We start from the raw sequence: 17,852 nt of genomic DNA, 5'->3' as shown, positions 1-17,852 counted from the left end.
ATTTTCTAGTTATAAAAGTTAATAACAGACAAAGAAAAGTGCCCAAATGGGCTCTTTTCTTTGCCTATTATTTAGAGGAAACGACAAGAAAACGAATTGGTTTTTCTGAATAGTTATACCAGTAATGAGATTTGCTTGCATCGAACATGATAGATTGTTGCTCCTGTAATTCCTGTTTTTCCTCATCTACAACAACGGTCAAAGTCCCTTCTATGACAAATAAAAATTCATGACCGCCGTGTGAAAAGGCATTTCCTTCATTTTCACCTGGCTGTAGTGTTACTAGTATAGGCGCATAGGATGCTTCTTTTATACCGCAGGATAAGTCCTTGTAATAGAATTGCTGTCTTATTTCTTCTAATTCCTCTGCATTCGTGTTTTCAGGGAAAAATACTGTTGGATTCACTTTTAATGCATCGGCAATTTTTTTAAGGGATTCTAGTGTAACGCTAGACTTTCCGCGTTCTACCTGAGAAAGGAAGCTAATGGAGACATTTGTCTGTTCTGCTAGCTCTTTTAACGTTAGTTTACGTTCTTTTCGAAATTCTTTTAAAATCTTTCCTATTGAATGAGAAGACATATATTATTCTCCTTAACTGTTAAGTATATCTATCATACCTTACTCTATTTAATTCTTTCTATAAATTTAGTAAAACTCAGTTGACAGAAAATTCGAAACTATTTAGAATAAAGACGGAAAAATTAAAGTGTCACTTCAATTTTAATAAGGGGAGATGTAAGATGGATCCAAAGAGTATGAGAAAAATATGGATAGCTAGTTTGGTAGGAAGCTCAATAGAATGGTTTGATTATTTCTTATATGGTACAGTGGCAGCACTAGTATTTAATCAAGTATTTTTCGTTACAGAAGACCCATCGGTAGGGCTTATACTAGCGTATGCATCCTTTGCTTTATCGTTCTTTATCCGTCCATTTGGAGGGATTATCTTCAGTCATATTGGAGATAGAATTGGACGCAAAAAAACACTAGTTGTTACGTTAACGCTGATGGGTGTTGCTACATTTGGGATGGGGTTACTCCCGACTTATCAGGCAATCGGTATTTGGGCACCAATTCTGTTAATCACTTTACGCTTAGTCCAAGGGATTGGTATTGGTGGAGAATGGGGAGGGGCATTGTTATTGGCAGTTGAGTATGCACCAAAAGAAAAAAGAGGATTATATGGATCTATACCTCAAATGGGTGTGACTATCGGAATGGTAATGGGAACAGTTGCGTTGTCGATCATGACCTTACTTCCGGAAGAATCATTCATGACATGGGGCTGGCGCGTACCATTTTTATTAAGTGCTTTACTAGTAATTTTCGGATTGTGGATTCGTAAAGGTATTGATGAAACTCCTTCATTTAAGAAAGTGCAGGAATCTGGAGATATTCCTAAATTACCAATTTTAGATACGTTAAAGTATCACTGGCGTGAGGTATTAATAGCAATTGGTGCAAAGGTTGTAGAGACAGCACCATTTTATATTTTTGGAACATTTGTGGTTTCATATGCAACAACGGAGTTAGGTTTTTCACGGACTACAACGCTGAATACGGTTATGGTAGCTACAATTATTACGACCATTCTTATTCCTATCATGGGAAGCTTATCGGATAAAATTGGACGGAAAAAAGTATATGTTACCGGAACGATAGGGATGATTCTATTCGCATTCCCGTACTTCTGGATGCTTCAACAACAATCAGTTGTTCTGCTGGTTGTGGCAACAGTAATTGGATTAGGAATTATTTGGGCTCCTATTACAGCGGTACTTGGTACTATGTTCTCTGAAATTTTTAATGCGAAGGTTCGTTATACAGGAGTCACACTAGGTTACCAAATTGGAGCAGCTTTAGCTGGAGGTACTGCACCATTAGTTGCAGCAAGCCTAATGCTACAGTTTAACGGTTCTTATGTACCAGTTGCAATTTATATTATTTTCACAGCAGTTATTTCGTTAGTAGCTATATGGGCAGTGAAAGATCGTAGTCAGGAAAATTTAGATGAAGAAAATGAAACAGTAGAAAAAGATAAAAAAAGTGTTTTGGTTAATAAAGGATTAAGCGGAGTTTAAATAACAAAACTCGTCTTTGCTTTTGATGGAAAGACGAGTTTTTCATCATTGGAGGAATACATAATGTTAGTAGTAAATGAACAACAAATTATGCATACATATAATATGAAAGAAGCGATAAAGGATATAGAAGATGTGTTGAAGGCCAAAGTAGCAGACAAAATTGCAAATCCACATCGAACAGTTATCGAATTTCCACAACATGAAGCATCGGCACTTTACATGCCGAGTGCGGATTTAGTAGAGGAAGTAACTGCAGTTAAAGTAGTAACCATCTATCCAAACAATCCATCTAATGGGAAACCGACGACCCAAGGGGTTGTATTATTATCGGATGCACAAAATGGAGAGCATGTGGCAATGTTGAACGCTTCTTATTTAACTCGATTACGTACAGGTGCACTGAGCGCTATTGCGACAAATTATTTAGCAAGAAAAAATGCAAATGTATTGACGATTATCGGTACTGGGGCGATGGCTTTTGAACAAGCTTTAGGTGTCCTTGCTGTCCGAAATATCAAACGTATTATTTTATTTAATCGGACTGCTGAAAAAGCACGTAGATTTGGAGAAAAGTTAAGAGATTTTGGAGTAAAAGTTCCATTTGAAATAGTAGAAGATGTATCGGTAGCAGTACGTCAAGCACATATCATTTGTTGTGCAACTCGCTCTAATGAACCCGTATTTAATGGAGTGGATTTACAACCTGGCACACATATCAATGGTGTAGGTTCTTATTTACCCCATATGTTGGAGATGGATGTAACAACTATTAAACGGGCTTCTAAAATAGTTGTAGATGATTTAGCTGGAGTGAAGGATGAAGCAGGTGAACTGATGCATGCAGAGAAAATTGGGGAGTGGTCATTTAATGATGCCCACGGGGAATTAGGACAGCTTGTTGTAAAGGACATAATTGGTCGAGAAAATGAAGCTGAAATTACCATATTCAAATCTGTTGGAGCAGCCTATTTTGATTTGGCTGTAGCTAAAGGTGCTTACGTAAAAGCCAAAGAACAAAACATTGGAACACATATAGAAGTTTGATGAATAAGTAGAAACTGTCTTAACAATAGGACAGTTTTTTTATTGGCGAAAATAAACTAATTGGTGTTTTCTTTTATGGTTTGGTGGAAGAATAGAATTGTTGACATGTTTAATTAACAATGTTAAAATTACTTTGAATTAGAGATGTTTAAATTAAAGATAAAATATTGGAGGAATATATATGAATCATTTAAAAGGTATGCACCATGTTACTGCCATTACAAGCAGTGCGGAAGAAAACTACAAATTTTTCACTTATGTATTAGGTATGCGACTTGTTAAGAAAACGGTCAATCAAGATGATATTAAAACTTATCATTTGTTTTTTGCAGATGATGTTGGTGGAGCAGGGACGGATATGACGTTCTTCGATTTTCCAAACATTCAAAAGGGGACACATGGTACAAATGAAATATATCGTACGGCCTTTCGTGTACCAACAGATGCTGCTTTAGATTATTGGGTAAAACGTTTCGATCGCTTAGATGTGAAGCATTTTGGGATCCAAGAGCAATTTGGAATAAAAGTACTGTCTTTTGTTGATTTTGACGACCAACAATATCAACTAGTATCAGACGAAAAAAATATTGGAGTAGCAGCAGGTACACCGTGGCAAAAAGGTCCCGTTCCACTAGATTATGCTATTACTGGTCTAGGTCCGATTACTATTCGTATTGCTGAATTTGACTATATGAAAGAAGTGCTCGAAAAAGTTTTGCTATTTAAAGAGATTGGACAAGAAGGATCATTCCACTTATTTGAAGTAGGTGAGGGTGGAAATGGTGCACAGGTTATTGTGGAGAAAAACATCATTCTTCCTCCAGGTCGTCAAGGTTTTGGAACAGTTCACCATGCAGCATTCCGAGTAGAAGATCGAGCTGTGCTAGATGAATGGACAGAGCGTATAGAAGGCTTTGGCTTCCAAACATCAGGATTTGTTGATCGTTTCTTTTTCCAATCATTGTATTCGAGAGTTGCAAACGGCATCCTATTTGAATTTGCAACAGATGGTCCAGGATTCATGGGAGACGAACCATATGAAACACTAGGAGAAAAATTGTCATTGCCTCCTTTCTTAGAGCCAAAACGCGACCAAATCGAAGGTCTCGTGCGATCAATCGATACAGTCCGCAGCACAATTGAGTTTGTAAAAGAATAATTTTAAAGAAAATCGTTTCCTGAAAGGGAGACGGTTTTTTGTATGACTGAATCAAGTACATATATATGGGGAAATTAGCCGTTTAGCAAGTAAATGATCTACGAGCGCCGGTAAATACAGTAAATGAGCAAGTAACCCGGCTAACAGAGCAAGTAAAGATCCGGCGAACGCCAGTAAACAGTTGGTAACCGCAAGTAACAAACAGTATGGAGAGCGATCAGCCATTATACGAGAGAGAGTGTGTTCTATACGAGAACGAATAAGTCCTATACGAGAGAGCCACTGCTATACGAGAGAGAAAGTGCTATATACGAGAGACCGCACCAAATTTTTTCACGAAATGGATAAAATGAAGGCTTTATCTCGAACTTTTTAGGGTAAACATGATGAAGAGTAAATATAGTAGAAGAAAGGAGGTAAGGGAGTTGATTCGTTTTGAAAATATTATCAAAGTGTTTCCAGATGGAACGAAAGCTTTGCAGAATGTCTCATTAACAATTCCAAAAGAGCAATTAGTCGTCATCATTGGACCGAGTGGATGCGGTAAAACTACACTTCTAAAACTTATCAATCGCTTAGAAACTCCTACGTCTGGTGAGGTTTACGTGGAGGGGAAAGCGATCTCCACTATAGATCCTGTGGAACTAAGGAAAACGATTGGATATGTTATTCAACGAATTGGATTGTTTCCGCATATGACGATCGAAAAAAATGCAGGACTCGTACCAAATTTGAAGGGGTGGGCAAAGGATAAGACGACTGCTCGAATTCACGAATTAATGAATATGGTTGGACTTGAACCTGAACAGTATCTGCATAAATATCCGCTTGAGCTAAGTGGTGGGCAGCAGCAACGAATAGGTGTAGTGCGTGCGCTTGCTGCGAATCCGGATATTATATTAATGGATGAACCATTTAGTGCACTTGATCCGATAAGCCGTGAACAATTGCAAAATGAGATGAAGTATTTACAGGAGAAGATCAAGAAAACAATCATTTTTGTTACGCATGATATAGATGAAGCACTAAAAATTGCGGATATGATCATCGTCATGAAAAATGGAAAGATTGAGCAAGTAGCAACTCCAACAGAGTTAATAGAAAATCCTATGAATGACTTTGTGAAAAACTATATTGGTGTCGAACGAATCAATAGGAAAAAATCGGTTGGCAAAAGAGAATTACAAGACTTTGTGTCATTTTTTGAAAGTGAAACGGCAACACATTATATAGAGGTTGATGCTTCTATGTTAGTGGAGGAAGCTATCGCTTTATTGGAAAACGACAGTACGAAGGGGATACAAGTAAAGCGAAACGATAGGGAGCTAGGCTTTGTGAATCAATCTATACTTCTTCGAGCAATACTTGCAAAGGAAGAGGTGCGATAAGTGAGCAACTTTATAGAGACGATTCAAAGTCGTTCAGATTTAATACAAGAGGCATTTATTCAGCATATTTACTTATCCTTTATTGCTTTAGCGATCGGAATTGCCATTGCCTTACCTCTAGGAATATTAGTGGCAAGGTATCGTAAACTAGCAGAGCCAGTTATAGGAATCACCGCTATCTTTCAGACAATACCTAGCTTAGCATTATTCGGATTTCTTGTTCCACTCATTGGAATAGGTGCGAATACAGCTTTAATTGCCTTAATCATTTATGCACTTTTACCTATTTTACGTAATACATATACTGGTATTTCAAATATTGATGAATCTATGATAGAGGCGGGAAGAGGGATGGGCATGACGAAAAGTCAGCTGCTTTGGCAGATTGAATTTCCGCTTGCTTTGCCATTTATAATGGCAGGTATTCGAACGGCTACAGTTCTGACTGTAGGGATAGCAACACTGGCGACATTTGTTGGAGCAGGTGGGTTAGGGGATGTAATATATCGAGGATTGCAATCATACAATAACTCGCTTGTTTTAGCAGGTGCATTACCTGTAGCATTATTAGCAATTCTGTTTGATTTATTATTAAAATGGATTGAGAAAAGAGCTACACCAAAAGGAATGAAAATGGGAGGTTAATGGGATGAAAAAGTTAATGGGGATAGTGGGACTTGCAGCAATAATGCTTTTAAGTGCTTGCTCGGATTCAGAGGAATCATTAGTAATTAGTGGGAAACCGTGGACGGAACAATTTATTCTGCCTCAAATTTTAGGGCAATATATTGAGGGAAATACAGATATCAAAGTGGAATATAAAGAAGGTCTTGGAGAAGTAGCGATAATGACTCCAGCATTGGAAAAAGGCGATATTGACCTGTATGTGGAATACACTGGAACGGGTTTAAAGGATGTTTTGAAAGAGGAATCTGAAGTGGGAGAAAGCTCAGATAGTGTGATGGAAAGAGTAAGAAAAGGCTATGAGGAGCAGTTTGAAGCTACATGGTTAAGTCCACTAGGGTTTGAAAATACGTATACATTAGCTTATACAAAGGATAATGAGTACAATGCGGAAACTTACTCTGATTTAGTAGAGGCTTCTAAAACAGGCGGTATGGTTTTTGGTGCACCTCATGCATTTTATGAAAGAAAAGGAGATGGCTTTGATGATCTAATAAATACGTATCCATTTGTATTTACGGAAACGCAAAGTCTAGACCCAAATGTTATGTACGAAGCATTGAAAAATGGAGATGTGGATGTCATCCCTGCATTTACGACGGATGGCCGAATTGAGCGTTTTGATTTGCAAACGACAACCGATGATTTAGGATTCTTCCCTAAGTATGATGCCGCTCCAGTTGTTCGTATGGATGCACTGGAAAGATTTCCAGAGCTAGAAGATACGCTAAATGAATTGGCAGGAAAAATATCGGAAGAGGATATGCTGAAGATGAATGCGAGAGTAGATATTGATGGTGATAAACCGGAAGATGTAGCTCGTGACTTTTTAGTAGAAAAAGGATTAATAAAGGAATAACAAAACACCCGGTTCTAGATTTCCTAGAATCGGGTGAAATTATTTAGATGAGTGTTTTGAAATTCAGACGCTTGTTTAAAGCAAGCATAAGCGGAGTACCAACTGCTAGGACACCGAATTCACCAATGGCAACGGTTAGCCACGTATATAAAAATGGTATATCAAACCAAAGCATTAATTCGAATGCGATAATAAACATCGTAAATGTAAATAAAATGGTATTAATAGCTAAACGAGCAATATTTCCTTTTACATACTTCGTCGCTAAAATCGATAGTGATAACGTAATGATCGAATGTGCTACTCCAAACGTTAGGTCATAAGCCATCATTGGGGAGAATAAATTTGTGATAAATACTCCTAATACAATTCCTAAAAAGTATTTTTTATTAAATACGATTAAGTGATTAAACATCTCCGCAATACGAAACTGTACTGCACCAAATGCAAAAGGAGCCACTAGTAGAGATACCGCGACATAAAGAGCGGCAATAACACCAGTTACTGCTATAGTTTTTGTTTTCATTATTCATTTCTCCTTAGTTTTTTTCCGTGGGAGGTTCTCGAACCACGTTAGTTTTCACAATCTGTTATTCTATGCGAAATGTTAACAACTGTCAAGGTATTTGTCATAAGTAAACCTTGTTTTCCTATGGTAGAATGAACAAAGTACGTAAAGGAAGGTTTTAGATGAGAACAAGTTAACGGAGGGAATCTATATGGAGCAAGAGCTACTTAAAATATTTGACGTGCATCATAACCAAATAGGTGTGGAGACCCGGGAGAAAATCCATAAAAATGGTTTGTGGCATGAGACTTTCCAATGCTGGTTTATAGGTGAACGTGATGGGAAAGAGTATGTTTACTTGCAGTTACGAAGTGAAATGAAAAAGGATTATCCTGGGCTATTGGATATTACTGCGGCTGGGCATTTATTGGCGAGTGAAACCGTTTTTGATGGGATAAGAGAGGTAAAAGAGGAGCTTGGGATTGACGTGCTCTTTGAGGAATTATATTCACTTGGTATTATGAAATATTCCGTAACAACGGGTGAATTATTAGATAATGAATTAGCCCATGTATTTTTATATAACTGTTCAGCGGAATGGGAGCAATTTACGTTGGAAGTAGAGGAAGTTTGGGGAATAGTTCGAGTGGAGCTTTCCGAGTTTGTGAAACTATGGAAAGGTGAAATAATGGAAGTAGGAATTTCCGGTTACAAATTAAAAGAAGATGGTGCTAAAATTCTGATTCATCAACAGGTTGGAAAAACGAGTTTTGTACCGCATGAGCAATCTTACTACGAAGACATTTGCAACCAAATGATAAATTTTACATTAAAAAACCAACTTTCCAGTTAAGAAAGTTGGTTATATTTTATTCTAAGATTTTAATTGTCACACTTTTACGACCCCATTTATAGGCCTCGCTTTTCGCTGCGAAAAATACATCGATTTTATTACCTTTAATGGCATTTCCTATATCTCCAGCTACTGCATATCCATAACCTTCCACATGAACTTTTGTACCAAGTGGAATTACTTTTGGATCTACTGCGATGACTTTTACATCTGGATTACGTTTAAGGTTAATGCCTGTGCTAGTGATACCAGAGCATCCGTTGCAGTTTGCTGTATATGCACTTGCAGAAACAATAATTTCTTTCACTACTTTATCATCGTTAGATCTAGACGGGATTTTCTTTTTCTTTGTAGCAGTTGCCACTTTTGATGAAATATTTAACTTTTGATCGGTCTTAATCGTATCTGATTTTAAATTATTCGAAGATATTAAAGTTGATACGGACACTTTGTGTTTTTTCGCAATTTTATACAAAGTATCTCCTTTTTGAACAGTGTAAGTTGAAGATGCGGCTAGGCTTGTGCTTGACCCGCTAACCAATATTGCAATTGTGATGATGAGTGTCCCAAGAATTCTTCTCAAATACTCTTCTCCTTGCTATTTAGTCTAAGAATATCTTACCAGTACTTTATTACGAGAGTATTACGGTAACTTACCAATGTCATTACAAATCCGAATAATATTACATATATTAACATTAGTAGATTATAGTCTATTAAATAGATTTGAATTTTATACCAAAACTTATAAAGGGCTGTAATTGTTTATAGCCCTTAACACGTCCAAACTCGCCGCTTATACCAATGAAAGCCCATAAAGTACTCAGTTTAGGCCATAACTGCTCAATAATAGCCCATAAACTCACCAACATAACCCTTAACCACTCGATTCATCCTACAAATAATACAAATAAAAAAACCTCTCTAGTTTTCACTAGAAAGGCTCTCTACCTATTATTACACTAAAATTTCTCCATCAAAGACGGTCACTGCAGGCCCTGTCATATATACTCCTTCATCGGTGTAGCGGATGACAAGATCTCCACCTAATAGTTTGACGGTTATATCGGAATCTTTGTCGCAGTGACCATTTAGGACTGCTGCTACCACTGCCGCGCAAGCCCCAGTTCCACAGGCAAGTGTTTCTCCACTGCCGCGTTCCCATACGCGCATATGAAGCGTGTTGCGATTTTCTACCGAGACAAACTCTATATTGACACTTTCCGGGAAAAAAGCATGGTGTTCAAATTTTGGTCCAATCATGGGTAAGTCCACTTGCATTGGGTCTACTACGAAGGTAACACAATGAGGGTTACCCATTGATATGGTTGTAATGTGGTAAGTTTTATCCTCCACCTGGAATGGGAAGTTAATTAAAGGGTTTGATCCTTTTGACTGTACCGGTATAAGTGCTGGTTCTAAAATGGCTTTGCCCATATTTACTTTGGCGGAAGTCATTTGTCCATTTTCGATAAAGAGTTCAATTGTTTTTATACCACTAAGTGTATCGATGCTTAACACTTCTTTTGTTGCAATATTACTATCGTACACGTATTTGGCGACACAGCGAATAGCATTCCCACACATTTTCCCTTCACTGCCATCTATATTGAACATGCGCATCTTAGCATCTGCAATATCGGATGGACATATTAATACAATCCCATCTCCACCAATACCAAAATGTCGGTCAGATAGATGCTTGCTTAGCGTATAAGGGTCATCAATAGCATGCTCAAAACAATTAATATAAATATAATCATTTCCGCAGCCATGCATTTTAGTGAATGGAATTTTCATGATAAGCGTGACTCCTTTTGTCTAAATCCTCTTTTATTTATCCCATTATAGCATAGGAATTAATGAGGAAATATACTATGGAGTTTTGCTATTAAACGTGTCCCCACCTTGAATCGTCCCGTTTTCATAGCCTTTATAAAACCAACCTTTACGTTGCTCAGAGGTACCATGCGTGAAACTTTCAGGAACGACATAGCCCATCGCTTGCTTTTGAAGTGTGTCGTCACCAACAGCACTTGCAGCAGTCAGTGCTTCATCCAAATCTCCTTCTTCTAGATATCCCATTCCTTGCGCATGCTTTGCCCATACTCCGGAGAAGTAATCAGCCTGAAGCTCAAAGCGGACAAGGTATTTATTGAATTCTTCCTCATTAAGTTTTTGACGTAGGGGCATTACTTGTTCAGTTGTTCCTAGTAAAGTTTGGACATGGTGACCGACTTCATGTGCAATAACGTAAGCCATCGCAAAGTCCCCAGGAGCATTGAATTTTGTTTGTAGTTCCTGATAGAAACTTAAGTCAATATATAATTTTTGATCACCCGGACAATAGAAGGGCCCAACTGATGCACCAGCTGCACCACATGCCGAATTGACACTTTCTGTATATAACACTAAAGTTGGCTCCACATATTCCATTCCGTTTTCTTGAAATATTTTAGTCCAAACCTTTTCTGTATCAGCAAGCACAACGGAAACAAATTCCGATAGTTCTTTTTCTTGTTCGGTTTCCTCATAAGGCACACTGTTTGATTGACCGGTTGTACCAAGGTTACCCATCAGATCTTCAGGGTTTCCACCAAGTAACGTAATAATGATTACAATAATTAGCCCTAAACCACCGCCTACGCCAGCGATGGCTTTGCCTCCACCCATTCCCCTGCGGTCTTCTACGTTGGAACTACCTGTTCGACCTTTCCATTTCATTACTCACACATCCTTTTCCACTTCAAATTGTATGTATATTATTTTTATACCCAATAATATTTAAATTAGACATTCAAGGACGACAGATTGCTTTATAATGAAAAAAAGGGGGATTTATGATGCTAATAAAACCAAAAATGCTAAAAGCTGGCGACAAGGTAGCGACAATTAGTTTGTCATGGGGAGGAGCAGGCGAACCCGATTTACGCTGGAGATATGAACAAGGAATAGACAGATTACAGAATGTGTTTGGTCTGGAAGTTGTAGCTATGCCAAATAGTTTAAAAGGTGGAGACTATTTATATGAAAACCCACAAGCTCGTGCAGAAGACCTTATGAATGCATTTAAGGATCCTTCCATTAAAGCTATATTTTCAAATATTGGTGGTAGTGAAAGTATTCGATTACTACCATATATTGATTTTGATGTAATTCGAGACAATCCTAAAGTTTTTATAGGCTATTCGGACTCTACTGTAACGCATCTATTTTGTCATAAAGCAGGGGTTTCCTCCTTTTACGGACCAGCTATATTAACGGATTTCGCGGAAAATGTGGAAATGCATGCATATACAGTTAAGGCATTGAAAAAGACTTTGTTTGCAAATGAGGCAATTGGTGAAGTAAAGCCAGCAACTGAATGGACGAGTGAACGATTAGAATGGAACATTGGAAACAAGTATAAAAAACGTCAAATGAATCCCAATAAAGGCTATGAATTATTACAAGGTTCTGGAGTAGTAAAAGGAAGATTAATCGGAGGTTGTATCGAAGTATTAGAATTTGCAAAAGGCACATCACTTTGGCCAACAGAAGAATATTGGAGAGACAGTATTTTATTTTTTGAAACGTCTGAAGAACTACCTTTACCTGGGAATTTGGAATATTGGCTTCGTAATTATGGTACCCAAGGAATTCTTCAGCAAGCAAAAGGAATTATTTTTGGTAAGCCCCAAAACGAGAAGTACTATGAGGAATACAAAGAGTCCATTCGTTTAATCATGAAGGAGCTTTTCTTAGAAAATCTGCCAATTTTGTATAACTTGAACTTTGGACATACGGAACCTAAATTCGTACTACCATATGGGGCAATGGCAGAAATTAATTGTGAAAATGTAACGTTTTCTATTTTAGATAGTGGAGTGGAGTAATCGATGACTTCTTATGTAGTTATAGGTGGGGGGATTCTAGGGGCATCAACTGCGTATCATCTTGCGAAACGAAATGTGAAAGTTACGCTTATCGATCGTCAGGATAAGGGACAGGCATCTGCTGCAGCAGCGGGGATCATTTGTCCTTGGATTTCCCAACGGAGAAATAAAAAATGGTATGAATTGGTGAAAAATGGAGCGAACTATTATAATCAGCTTGTAGGGGAGCTAGAGGCTCTAGGAGAGACTTCCACAGGTTATAAAAAGGTGGGGGCAATTGCTCTTCAGAATGATTCCAAAAAACTACAGAAAATGCTAGAACGAGCACTTGAAAAAAGAGTGGATGCACCTGAAATAGGTGAACTGAAAATATTATCACCCGAAGAAACGAAAGTCCGATTTCCTCTAATATCAGAAGATTTTACTTCTTTGTATGTGGAGGGTGCTGCTCGAGTGGATGGAAGTGCGATGCGGGATGCATTAATAAGTGCTGCTAAAAAATTAGGGGTAGAAGTAATTTACGGCAATGCCACCTTGTTAAATGGTGATTTAACAGTGGATGGTTACCTATTGGAAGCAGATACGATCGTGTTAACTGCAGGTGCATGGGGTAATGAGTTACCACAGGAGCTAGGTGTGGATATGAAAGTTAGTTTTCAAAAGGCACAGATCATGCATTTTCAAGTGGATAATATGGACACTGGAGAATGGCCGGTTGTATTGCCACCTACGAATCAGTATTTATTAACATTTGATAACGGAAAAGTTGTAGCCGGGTCAACATACGAAGAAAACACTGGTTATAATACAGAGGTCACAGAGGCAGGTAAGAACGAGCTTTTAGAGAACGCTATAAGTATCGCAAGTTCACTAAGTAGTGCAGCTATTACAGAAGTTCGTGTAGGATTTAGACCATATACGCCAGAATTTCTCCCTATAATTGGGAAGTTACCTGGTTATGAGTCCATTTATTTTTCCAACGGATTAGGGGCATCTGGTTTAACGGCAGGACCGTTTGTTGGTTCAGAGTTAGCTAGATTAATCTTAGGGGAAGAAACAGTTTTAAATCTGACAGATTATGCACCAATGTAAAGATTTATAGGGGGGTTGGAGTTTATGAATTATTCACAAGTAGAAGAAGTAAACGATATGTCAGTGGTTGAGGCTTTAGAAAAGAACTTAGCTATTATCCGATTCGATTTAGATCGTCGTGTTGCTTATGTTAATGAAAATTTTGCGAAAGAAGTCGGCTATTCCGTTAGCGAGTTAATGGGGAAAAATCATAAAGAACTATGTTTTCCAGTTTTTTTCACAAGTCCAGAATATGAAAAATTTTGGAAGGATTTAATTGGTGGGAAGAACTTTCAAGATAAGGTAGAGCGTAAAACTAAACAAGGTAATAGCGTTATGTTAGAAGCGACTTATATGCCGATATTCGGCTCTACTGGTAAGGTGCTAGGGGTCACAAAAGTTGCAACAAATGTAACGGAGCGTCATGAAATATTGGTGGGTGTGACAGAGGAACTGAAAGATATGTCAATCGACTTAAGTACGCGCGCAGAGGTTGGCACAAATAGAAGTGAGGAATTACTTCAGCGAATTGATGAAATTGCAACTAGATCAAAAGAAAATACAGAAACGTTGCAAAGTCTACAAGTTCAAGCCGATTCAATCCGTGGAATCGTGCAAACAATCCGAGAAATTGCTGCTCAAACGAACTTACTTGCATTGAACGCAGCAATAGAAGCGGCACGTGCAGGAGAGCATGGACGTGGATTTAATGTCGTTGCTCAGGAAGTGCGAAAATTGGCTGGTAGAGTGGAGAACTCAATCGTAGAAGTACGTGAAAATATCGAAGGCATTGCGAAGCAGGTTGAGAAAGTAACGACTAGTAATAACAGTTCCCAGGCAAGTATAGAAAAAAGTCAGGAAGAAATACGGTCTGCTTTGGAGGAGTTCAAAGATATCTCCTCAGCAGCGATTAAATTAGAAAGTCAAGCTGCTGAATTTGTGAAACTGATTTAAACAGGGAGAGCCATCAATATGTATATTCCCACTCCAATCATGCTAAACTAGATGAGGTATAGGAGGTACAGCGAATGAGTACATATTTCATAGGGTATATTGAAATTGAACGACAAATAGATTTCTATTTTCAAATGAAGCAGATTGAAAAACAATTCGAACTCCAGTTAACAATGGATGGAATCATAACTGAGCGGCATAAGTTTAAGCTGCAACATGTGTATGATGTATCTCATAAACCATTCTCGTTTGGAGGCGGCTTTTTGTATCTCCATACAAATCAAGGCGTTTTTTCATTTCAAATTCAAGAAAATCCATTGCACTTTATACAAGGCTTCAAGTCATTGAAAACTGAACAATCGTAAACATCTACGTTTTTAAATAAGCGTGGGTGTTTTTTTGTAGGGAACGTATAGCAGTGTGGCTCGGGCTTATGGGCTATACTCTCGGGCTTATAGCGCAAAATGGCGGTCGTTCGTTTACCGCTCGGTCACATACGCTTTTATCCTAGGCATAAAATCCCATTGGTTGTTATTTCGACTGAATTTTATGAATCATAGAACAAATCATTAAGCGATTGTAAATGTATTGGTGAGTGCTATAATGAGAAATAATAAATAGAAATAACTCGTATAATAGCAGGGATATGGCCTGCGAGTATCTACCAGCTTACCGTAAACAAGCTGACTATGGGTGGCGATGGAATACTTGGATTATGGCACTTTTGTCACGATTGATTTTATTTCGAATTCGATTTTTTAGCTCGAATGACATTGCTCCACTCCATAAATGAGTGGCTGCGATTTCAATCGGGCTTTTTGTTTGTCCAAATTAAAACTGGAGAGGAAACGATTAATTATGAAATTACTACAAGATAAAATTAAACAAGATGGTAAAGTCCTGTCGGAAAATGTATTGAAAGTAGATACTTTTTTAAATCATCAAATTGATCCAGTATTAATGCAAGCAATAGGCAATGAGTTTGCAGCTCGTTATAAGGATGCTGGAATCACAAAAGTACTAACGATTGAATCTTCTGGTATTGCTCCTTCTATGTTTGCTGGTCTTACATTAGATGTTCCTGTTGTGTTTGCTAGAAAGCGTAAATCACTAACACTCTCTGATAATTTATTTACTTCTAAGGTGCACTCTTTTACTAAAGGAGAAACAAATGATATTTCTGTATCAAAAGATTTTATCCATAACGAAGACAGAGTATTGATCATTGATGACTTTTTGGCTAATGGACAAGCTGTTTTAGGACTTTTAGATATTCTAGATCAAGCAGGAGCGAAAACTGCGGGCGTTGGGATTGTTATTGAAAAAGGTTTTCAACCAGGCGGAAAACTTATTCGTGAAAAAGGTATTCGTGTGGATTCGCTAGCGAATATTAAATCATTGGCAAACGGCAAAGTGGAGTTTTTTGAGGAGGAAACTGTAAGATGAATAACGCTTTAAAAAACACTGCTCTTGGTATTCAGCATGTCCTTGCAATGTATGCAGGAGCGGTAATTGTACCGTTAATCGTTGGAGGAGCAATTGGTCTTACAACAGAACAGCTTACATATTTAGTAGCTATTGATATATTAATGTGTGGTGTGGCAACCATTCTACAGGTTATGAGTAATCGATTTTTTGGGATAGGACTTCCTGTAGTATTGGGATGTACTTTTACAGCAGTTGGACCAATGATTGCTATAGGAGGAGATTATGGGGTATCCGCAATTTATGGAGCGATTATTGTTTCTGGTATAGTCGTTATATTAATAAGTGGATTTTTTGGGAAGCTTGTAAGATTTTTTCCTCCGGTTGTTACAGGTTCGGTTGTAACTATTATCGGGATTACGTTAATACCTGTTGCTATTAATAATATGGGTGGCGGACAAGGAGCGGCTGATTTTGGTTCCATTTCTAACATTTCATTAGCCTTTGGTACCCTTCTATTTATTGTGTTGTTATACCGATTCTCTACAGGCTTTATAAAAGCTATTTCTATTTTAATAGGGATTGTTGGTGGAACGATTGCCGCAGCATTTATGGGGAAAGTGGACTTTTCTCCTGTGCGAGATTCAGATTTTTTCCATATAGTTCAACCATTTTACTTTGGTACACCGACTTTTGAAATTTCTCCTATTATTACAATGACGTTAGTAGCAATAGTATCGTTAGTTGAATCTACAGGCGTGTACTTTGCGCTTGGAGATATGCTTGGGAAGAAAATTGAAAAAGAGGATTTAACGAAAGGCTATCGTGCAGAAGGAATTGCGGTAGTATTAGGTGGGATTTTCAACTCATTCCCTTATACTACATTTTCTCAAAATGTAGGGCTTATGCAAATATCTGGTGTGAAATCGAAAACAGTTATTTATATAACTGGTGCAATGCTGATCGTACTTGGCTTTATCCCTAAGATTGCTGCTCTAACAACAATCATTCCCGCTTCTGTATTAGGCGGAGCAATGATTGCTATGTTCGGGATGATTGTGGCACAAGGGATAAAAATGTTAAGTAAAGTAGTGTCTGATACTGAGGACAACTCGATGATTATTGCATGTTCAATCGGTATCGGACTTGGTGTAACAGTTGTTCCTGAGTTATTTGCTGAATTGCCAAAGAACATGGAAATATTGACGAGTAATGGGATTGTAGCTGGAAGTGTAACTGCAATCGTTTTAAATATCGTATTCAACATGATTCCAAGATGGAAAAATTCATAATTTTTTAGAGACTACGAAGGAGATATTCCTTCGTAGTTTTTTATTTTGGGATCCATAAACACAAAAGAAGTTTTTCTCATACTATAATGTGAGGTGAGAAAATGCCAAGAATAAAGTATCGAGATGTGGACGTTGACTTAGTGGCAAGGATGATGAGAGCGGAAGGCGAAGGCGAAGGAAACCAAGGAATGTTATATATTGGGAATGTAATTGTCAATCGTGCTGTAGCAGATTGTTTAGATTTTAGAGATGTAAGAACAATTGAAGACGTCATTTATCAGGTGCAGGGAGGAAATTATTCTTTTGAAGCTGTTCAAAAAGGTAATTTATTTTATTCGCCTGCGAGAGAAAATGAAAGGAAATTAGCAAGACGAGTTTTGGAAAATTGGAGAGAACACCCAGCGAAATTTGCACTGTGGTATTTCAATCCATATGGCGAATGCCCTCCAACATGGTACGATCAACCTTTTACAGGTCAATTTAAACAACATTGTTTCTATGAACCAATAGCCGGAACATGTGAAAGTGTTTATATGGGGTAGGTAAAAGTATTGTTTACTTGATTTGTATTTAACCAATTTAATGAGCCTTACTACATAGTGTCATGTAGTAAGGCTCTAGTTTTGTTGGCTTCATGCTTGTAAAGAAATTGTTA

General features: G+C 37.8%; 19 protein-coding genes and 2 riboswitches. Of the genes, 14 read left to right on the top strand and 5 right to left on the bottom strand.

Going from position 1 to position 17,852, the window contains the following annotated elements:
• Positions 1-67 precede the first annotated feature (67 nt).
• Positions 68-580: a helix-turn-helix domain-containing protein gene (locus LDK52_RS12390; RefSeq protein ID WP_277586265.1), complete on the bottom strand. Its 513-nt coding sequence runs from the start codon at positions 578-580 to the stop codon at positions 68-70.
• Between the two features lie 161 nt (positions 581-741).
• Between LDK52_RS12390 and LDK52_RS12385 the strand changes: the two genes are divergently transcribed.
• From LDK52_RS12385 to LDK52_RS12360, 6 genes are all read left to right on the top strand, one after another.
• On the top strand, positions 742-2,082 hold the full coding sequence (locus LDK52_RS12385) for an MFS transporter (protein WP_277586264.1): 1,341 nt from the start codon (positions 742-744) through the stop codon (positions 2,080-2,082).
• A gap of 63 nt (positions 2,083-2,145) precedes the next feature.
• The gene (locus tag LDK52_RS12380; RefSeq protein WP_277586263.1) at positions 2,146-3,129 is read left to right on the top strand and encodes an ornithine cyclodeaminase family protein; all 984 of its coding nucleotides are present in this window, start codon (positions 2,146-2,148) and stop codon (positions 3,127-3,129) included.
• 181 nt (positions 3,130-3,310) lie between these two features.
• Entirely contained in the window at positions 3,311-4,288 is a 978-nt protein-coding gene (locus LDK52_RS12375; RefSeq protein ID WP_277586262.1) for a ring-cleaving dioxygenase, read from the top strand.
• A gap of 425 nt (positions 4,289-4,713) precedes the next feature.
• A complete protein-coding gene (locus LDK52_RS12370; RefSeq protein WP_277586261.1) occupies positions 4,714-5,676 on the top strand; it encodes an ABC transporter ATP-binding protein in 963 nt (320 codons plus the stop codon).
• Entirely contained in the window at positions 5,677-6,321 is a 645-nt protein-coding gene (locus LDK52_RS12365) for an ABC transporter permease (RefSeq protein WP_277586260.1), read from the top strand.
• A gap of 4 nt (positions 6,322-6,325) precedes the next feature.
• On the top strand, positions 6,326-7,219 hold the full coding sequence (locus LDK52_RS12360; RefSeq protein ID WP_277586259.1) for a glycine betaine ABC transporter substrate-binding protein: 894 nt from the start codon (positions 6,326-6,328) through the stop codon (positions 7,217-7,219).
• 43 nt (positions 7,220-7,262) lie between these two features.
• Here the strand turns inward: LDK52_RS12360 and LDK52_RS12355 are convergent, their stop codons facing one another.
• Positions 7,263-7,745, bottom strand: a complete 483-nt coding sequence (locus LDK52_RS12355) for a QueT transporter family protein (protein WP_277586258.1) — start codon at positions 7,743-7,745, stop codon at positions 7,263-7,265.
• Between the two features lie 7 nt (positions 7,746-7,752).
• A riboswitch (PreQ1 riboswitch) is annotated at positions 7,753-7,797 on the bottom strand.
• 141 nt (positions 7,798-7,938) lie between these two features.
• Between LDK52_RS12355 and LDK52_RS12350 the strand changes: the two genes are divergently transcribed.
• Positions 7,939-8,580, top strand: a complete 642-nt coding sequence (locus LDK52_RS12350) for an NUDIX hydrolase (protein ID WP_277586257.1) — start codon at positions 7,939-7,941, stop codon at positions 8,578-8,580.
• A 16-nt stretch (positions 8,581-8,596) separates the two neighbouring features.
• Here LDK52_RS12350 and LDK52_RS12345 read toward each other — a convergent pair whose 3' ends face one another.
• The 3 genes from LDK52_RS12345 to ypfJ form a co-directional block, all read right to left on the bottom strand.
• Entirely contained in the window at positions 8,597-9,163 is a 567-nt protein-coding gene (locus LDK52_RS12345; RefSeq protein ID WP_277586256.1) for a 3D domain-containing protein, read from the bottom strand.
• 374 nt (positions 9,164-9,537) lie between these two features.
• A complete protein-coding gene (gene dapF, locus LDK52_RS12340) occupies positions 9,538-10,383 on the bottom strand; it encodes a diaminopimelate epimerase (RefSeq protein WP_277586364.1) in 846 nt (281 codons plus the stop codon).
• A gap of 72 nt (positions 10,384-10,455) precedes the next feature.
• Positions 10,456-11,304, bottom strand: a complete 849-nt coding sequence (gene ypfJ, locus LDK52_RS12335; RefSeq protein ID WP_277586255.1) for a KPN_02809 family neutral zinc metallopeptidase — start codon at positions 11,302-11,304, stop codon at positions 10,456-10,458.
• Positions 11,305-11,423: 119 nt separating this feature from the next.
• Between ypfJ and LDK52_RS12330 the strand changes: the two genes are divergently transcribed.
• From LDK52_RS12330 to LDK52_RS12300, 7 genes are all read left to right on the top strand, one after another.
• Complete coding sequence (locus tag LDK52_RS12330; protein ID WP_277586254.1) at positions 11,424-12,455, top strand: S66 family peptidase; 1,032 nt, start codon at positions 11,424-11,426, stop codon at positions 12,453-12,455.
• 3 nt (positions 12,456-12,458) lie between these two features.
• On the top strand, positions 12,459-13,547 hold the full coding sequence (locus tag LDK52_RS12325; protein WP_277586253.1) for an NAD(P)/FAD-dependent oxidoreductase: 1,089 nt from the start codon (positions 12,459-12,461) through the stop codon (positions 13,545-13,547).
• Positions 13,548-13,571: 24 nt separating this feature from the next.
• Complete coding sequence (locus LDK52_RS12320) at positions 13,572-14,480, top strand: methyl-accepting chemotaxis protein (RefSeq protein ID WP_277586252.1); 909 nt, start codon at positions 13,572-13,574, stop codon at positions 14,478-14,480.
• A 74-nt stretch (positions 14,481-14,554) separates the two neighbouring features.
• Positions 14,555-14,845 (top strand): hypothetical protein, encoded by a 291-nt coding sequence (locus LDK52_RS12315; protein ID WP_277586251.1) that lies wholly within the window; start codon positions 14,555-14,557, stop codon positions 14,843-14,845.
• A gap of 243 nt (positions 14,846-15,088) precedes the next feature.
• Positions 15,089-15,190, top strand: a riboswitch (purine riboswitch).
• Positions 15,191-15,338: 148 nt separating this feature from the next.
• Positions 15,339-15,926, top strand: coding sequence for a xanthine phosphoribosyltransferase (locus LDK52_RS12310; RefSeq protein WP_277586250.1), 588 nt, complete (start codon positions 15,339-15,341; stop codon positions 15,924-15,926).
• Positions 15,923-17,197 (top strand): nucleobase:cation symporter-2 family protein, encoded by a 1,275-nt coding sequence (locus LDK52_RS12305; RefSeq protein ID WP_277586249.1) that lies wholly within the window; start codon positions 15,923-15,925, stop codon positions 17,195-17,197. The genes LDK52_RS12310 and LDK52_RS12305 overlap by 4 nt, the downstream gene beginning before the upstream one ends.
• Before the next feature lie 101 nt (positions 17,198-17,298).
• The gene (locus LDK52_RS12300) at positions 17,299-17,739 is read left to right on the top strand and encodes a cell wall hydrolase (protein ID WP_277586248.1); all 441 of its coding nucleotides are present in this window, start codon (positions 17,299-17,301) and stop codon (positions 17,737-17,739) included.
• Positions 17,740-17,852 lie beyond the last annotated feature (113 nt).

This window comes from Psychrobacillus antarcticus, assembly GCF_029533155.1.
Taxonomy (GTDB): Bacteria; Bacillota; Bacilli; order Bacillales_A; family Planococcaceae; genus Psychrobacillus; species Psychrobacillus antarcticus.
The sequence above is the reverse complement of the archived record's forward strand: the minus strand, read 5'-3'. Positions and strand labels throughout refer to the sequence as shown.